Below are 5,304 nucleotides of genomic sequence, written 5' to 3'. Positions count from 1 at the left end.
GCGCATAATGTGGAGACGGTGCCGCGGATTTTTAAGCGGATTCGTCCTGGTTTCCGTTATGCGCGGTCGTTGTCGGTGATCACGGCGGCTCGTGAGGCTGGGTTGGTGACGAAGTCGAACCTGATTTTGGGTATGGGTGAGACGCCGGATGAGGTCGGTCCGGCGATGCGGGACCTGGTTGACGCTGGTTGCGAGATCCTGACGATTACGCAGTATCTGCGTCCGTCTCCGCGTCATCATCCGGTGGACCGGTGGGTGAAGCCGGAGGAGTTCGTGGAGCATTCGAAGGCTGCTGAGGCGATGGGTTTCGCTGGTGTGATGGCGGGTCCGTTGGTCCGGTCGTCCTATCGGGCAGGACGTCTGTACGCGCAGACGAAGGCGCATCGTGGTGAGACACTGCCGGAGAACCTGTCGCACCTCGTCGTCGAAGGTGCCGCCGCACAAGAAGCCAGTTCCGTCCTCGCGCGACTCGCACGCTGACGGCTTCGGGGGCCTTCTCGCGAAGGCCCCCGAACCGATTTTACTCGCGTGTGGACGGTAGATACCGCCGAGACACGTTGTCCTCGACGGAAGCGCCCGGTTCCCAGTGCGAAATCCACGGGCCGGTGCCCTCGCTCGGGTCCAGAACGCCCTCCTCGAGCCACACATGGCGGCCCTTGATGACGTCCGCCGCCAACCGGGCGTCGAGGTCGTCGGTGTTCTCCCACAAGGTGTCGAAGAGTTCTTCGACACGCAGCCGGGACTGCTGACAGAACGCCTCAGCCAGCTCGAAGGCGGCCTTACCGCGGCCGACGTCGTCCTGGCGCAGCATCTCGGCGCGGACACACGACGCCGACATCGCGAACAGCTCGGCCCCGATGTCGACCACCCTGGCCAGGAAACCTTGCCGCTTCTCCAGGCCGGCCTGCCACCGCGCCATGCCGTAGAACGTCGAACGCGCGAGCTTGCGGGCGTTCCGTTCGACGTACCGCAGGTGTCCGGCCAACGGCCCGAACTCGCGATACGACGTGACGACCTGCCCCTTGCCCGTGACGAGCTGCGGGAGCCACTTGGCGTAGAAACCGCTCGCCTTGGCCGCGGCCTTCGCCTTGCTCTTGACGTCAGCATCGGCGTCAGCGAGATCACCTGCCGCGGCGAGGTGCGCGTCCACCGCTTCGCGCGCGATGAGCAGGTGCATGATCTCCGAGGACCCCTCGAAGATGCGGTTGATCCGCAGGTCGCGGACCATCTGCTCGACCGGAACCGCGCGTTCTCCGCGCGCGGCCAGTGATTCGGCCGTCTCGTACCCGCGACCGCCGCGGATCTGCATGAGTTCGTCGGCGATCAGGCACGACATCTCGCTGGCCCAGAGCTTGGCCAGCGCGGCCTCGATGCGGATGTCGTTGCGGCCTTCATCGCTCATATGCGCGGAGAGGTCGAGCACCGCTTCGAGAGCGAAGGTCGTCGCCGCGATGAACGAGATCTTGCTCGCCACCGCGCCGTGCTCGGCGAGCGGCTTTCCCCACTGGACGCGTTCGGCCGACCACTCCCGAGCGATTTTCAGGCACCACTTGCCCGCGCCCGCGCACAGCGCAGGAATCGACAGCCGTCCGGTGTTGAGCGTGGCCAGCGCGATCCGTAGCCCCTTGCCTTCGCCGCCGACGACGTTGTCCTTGGGGACGCGCACGTTGTGGAAGCGGGTGACACCGTTCTCGATGCCGCGCAGGCCCATGAACGCGTTGCGGCGCTCGACGGTGATCCCGGGCGAGTCCGCCTCGACGATGAACGCGGTGACGCCACCGCGGCGACCTTCGCCCTTCGGCACCCGCGCCATCACGACCAGGAGCTCGGCGACGACGCCGTTAGTAGTCCAGAGCTTGACGCCGTTGAGCTCGTAGGCCTCACCGTCTTCGGTGGGCGTCGCCGAGGTCGCGAGCCGCGCAGGGTCCGATCCGACGTCGGGTTCGGTCAGCAGGAAGGCCGAAACGGCGCCCTTCGCGCAGCGCGGCAGGAACTTGGCCTTCTGCTCGGGGGTGCCGGCGAGCTTCAGCGGCTCCGGTACGCCGATGGACTGGTGGGCCGACAGCAGCACCCCGAGGGTGGAATGCACCGAGCCCACGAGCATGAGCGCCTGGTTATAGGCCACCTGCGTCAGGCCGAGGCCGCCGTACTCCTCGGGGATCTTGATGCCGAAGCAGCCGAGCGCCGCCAGCCCCTTGACGTATTCGTCGGGAATGCGGGACTCGCGTTCGATGACCGTGCCGTCGATGGCCTCGCAGTAGGCGCGCAGGTCGGTGAGGAACTTCGCGGACTTGGCGGCGGCTTCCGAGGTGGGCCGAGGGTGCGGGTGTACCAGGTCGAGGCGGAATCGGCCGAGGTAGAGCTCCTTGGCGAAGGAAGGCTTGTTCCAGCCGCTCTCCCGCGCCTCCTCGGCCACCGCTCTGGCTTCCTTCTCCGTCACCTTCGGTTGCTCGGCCACGGCACGCCTCCTTGAGTCAAGTAAATCGAGTCAAGTCACTGTGACGAGTGTTACCCATAAGTAGCTGCGAGGAAACCGACAGCCGGGCGAATGAACGGCAGCGGGGCGGTTAGATTCGACGTATGCCCGTCGATCATCTCCCCGGCCCGGTCGGCTTCGTGCTGGGCGGCGGCGGGAGTCTCGGCGCGATGCAGGTCGGCATGCTGCGGGCGCTCGCCGAAGTCGGCATCACGCCGGACCTCTTGGTCGGCACGTCGGTCGGTTCGCTGAACGCCGCGGTGCTCGCGATGCCGGGGGACGACTCGCCGGCCCGGCTGCACAAGATCTGGTCGCAGATGACCAAGCACGAGGCGTTCCCGGGCGGGGTGCTGAGCCAGGTCCGCACACTGAGGCACAGCAAGACGCACCTGTTCCCGAACTCCGGGCTCGCCGCGATCGTCGACGAGCACCTCGGCCCGGGCGCCCGCTTCGAGGACCTGGCGCTGCCGCTAGGCGTGGTCGTCACCGACGTCGACACGGCCGAACCGATCTTGATCCGTTCCGGGGAGCTGAAGCCCGCCTTGCTGGCAAGCGCCGCGATCCCGGGCATCTACCCGCCGGTCTCACACGACGGCAAGCTGCTCTACGACGGCGGCCTCGTCGCGAACGTGCCGATGCGCCAGGCGCTGGCCATGGGGGCGCGCTCGCTGGTCGTGCTGGACTGCGCCTTCCCCGGCAAGCTACCGGCCGCGCCACGCACGTTCGCCGAGGTCATGATGTTCACCGCGATGATCAGCATGCGGAACCAGGCGGTGCTCGAAGCGCCGCTGGCCGCGGCGCAGGTGCCGGTCGTTTATCTGCCGGGACCGGCCCCGATCCGGCTCAGTCCGCTCGACTTCAGCCACACCGAGGAATTGACTGATCAGGCATTTCAGTCAGCTCGGACATTCCTCGCCGAAATCACCGTCGAGGGGCCCGGTTTATACGGTGGACCAGGTCTGGTTATGCCGTGACGGAGGTCACCTCGGTGCAACAGACCGGGGCTCGAGACGTCTTGACGGTCGCGTAGTTTTAATGCTGATGCCCGCACACCCGCTATCCCGCAAAAGAGACCACATGCCTCTCACCAGGACCTTGTTTTCCCGGCCCAGAACTCGCACGGTCGCCGTCGCGGGTCTGATGATCACGGCGCTCGCGCTGTCCGCGTGCAGCTCCTCGGATAACGGCGGCAGCGGCACCACCGGGAGTGTCGCCGGCGCGCCTTCGTCGGCCGGCGACACTCCCGCGCAGGCGGCCGTGGCGGTGGCGATCACCCCCGCCTCGGGCACCAACGTCAACCCGGCGACGCCGATCGTCGTGACTGCGACCAACGGCAAGATCCTCGACGTCACGGTCACCAACACCGCGAAGAACAAGACGGTCGCGGGCAAGATCGCCGCGGACGGCCTGACCTGGACGTCGTCCGAGGAACTCGGCTACGGCAGCACGTACAAGGTGCTGGCCCACGCCCAGGGTTCCGACGGCAAGCCGGTCGAGCAGCAGAGCCAGCTCACCACCGTGACGCCGACCAAGCAGGTCAACCCGAACCTCATCCCGGCGCCGGCCGCGGTCGCCAGCACGGGCGTGGGCGTCGGCCAGCCGATCGTGTTCAGCTTCACGCAACCGGTGAAGAACAAGGCCGAGGTCGAGAAGCAGCTGTCGGTCGAGTCGACGCCGAAGCAGGACGGAGGCTGGTACTGGATCGACGACAAGAACGTCCACTACCGGCCGAAGGTGTACTGGCAGCCGGGAACCACGCTCAAGGTGTCAGCCAAGATCTACGGCCTCGACTTCGGCAACGGCGTCTTCGGTGCCGAGGACCGCACCGAGACGTACAAGGTGCACGACTCCTGGATCGCCAAGGCGGACGGCAACACCGAGCAGATGCAGATCTTCCACAACGGCGCGATGGTGAAGTCCATGCCGATCTCCATGGGCAAGGACGCCACGCCGACGCATCTCGGTCCGCACGTCATCTCGTTCAAGGACGCCAACTACACGATGGACTCGTGCACCTACGGCGTCTGCCAGGGTCAGCCCGGCTATTACCGTTCGCTGGAGAAGTTCTCCTCGCGGATCTCGAATGACGGCGAGTTCGTCCACGAGAACCCGAACAGCGTCGGCGCGCAGGGCAGCTCGAACGTGTCGCACGGTTGCATCAACCTGAACGCCGCCAACGCGGAATGGTTCTTCACCAACCTCAGCCTCGGCGACGTCGTCGAGGTCACCAACTCCGGTGGCAAGCAGCTGCCGGTGTGGGACCTCTACGGTGACTGGTCGCAGACCTGGGCGCAGTGGCAGGCGGGTAGCGCCATCAAGTAACACTTCACGCGGTATCGGGCACAGCGGGCAGTACGGATCCCGTGCACCCACGGGATCCCAGCGGGCGGTCGCACCACGCGACCGCCCGCTCCTTTTTGCCCTGTCGCCCTCACCGCGCTGGCGCGCGTGTGCAGGTCCGCAACGTCGAACTCACGCTTGCGAACGTGGGACTCGCGCCCTGCAAGCGTGGGACTCGCGCCTCCGGCCCCGCAGCTATCGCGAGTCCCCCGTTCAGGCGGCCGAGTCCCACGTTCGGGCTCGGGCAGCCGCCAGCGGGCATGTGCATGGACAGCACTCACGTGTCCATGGAACGCACTCTCGTGTGCACAGACGGCACACTCGCGAGTTTGCTGTCTGTGCACACGAGTTTGCCGTGTGCGCGCAGACGTGGAAATGACGGTAGCCCCGGGAGAACAATAAATGCTCTCGACCGGGGCTACCGTCATCCTTCACTGAAAATATGTCCGGCGGTGTCCTACTCTCCCACAGCCCTTCGACTGCAGTAC

General features: G+C 66.4%; 3 protein-coding genes and 1 pseudogene. 3 read left to right on the top strand and 1 reads right to left on the bottom strand.

What is annotated here, in order from left to right; genetic code table 11:
• Positions 1-480 (top strand): annotated as a pseudogene (locus tag JWQ81_RS19895) (lipoyl synthase); the annotation flags it as partial.
• Positions 481-520: 40 nt separating this feature from the next.
• Here the strand turns inward: JWQ81_RS19895 and JWQ81_RS19890 are convergent.
• Positions 521-2,458 (bottom strand): acyl-CoA dehydrogenase family protein, encoded by a 1,938-nt coding sequence (locus JWQ81_RS19890; protein WP_297543675.1) that lies wholly within the window; start codon positions 2,456-2,458, stop codon positions 521-523.
• A gap of 122 nt (positions 2,459-2,580) precedes the next feature.
• Between JWQ81_RS19890 and JWQ81_RS19885 the strand changes: the two genes are divergently transcribed.
• Together JWQ81_RS19885 and JWQ81_RS19880 are read left to right on the top strand one after the other, a co-directional pair.
• Positions 2,581-3,450, top strand: coding sequence for a patatin-like phospholipase family protein (locus JWQ81_RS19885; RefSeq protein WP_297543673.1), 870 nt, complete (start codon positions 2,581-2,583; stop codon positions 3,448-3,450).
• Positions 3,451-3,553: 103 nt separating this feature from the next.
• Entirely contained in the window at positions 3,554-4,798 is a 1,245-nt protein-coding gene (locus JWQ81_RS19880; RefSeq protein ID WP_297543671.1) for an Ig-like domain-containing protein, read from the top strand.
• Positions 4,799-5,304 lie beyond the last annotated feature (506 nt).

This window comes from Amycolatopsis sp. (assembly GCF_025464955.1).
GTDB lineage: Bacteria > Actinomycetota > Actinomycetes > Mycobacteriales > Pseudonocardiaceae > Amycolatopsis.
Note: the sequence above shows the minus strand (reverse complement) of the source record. Positions and strands in the feature narration are given on the sequence as shown.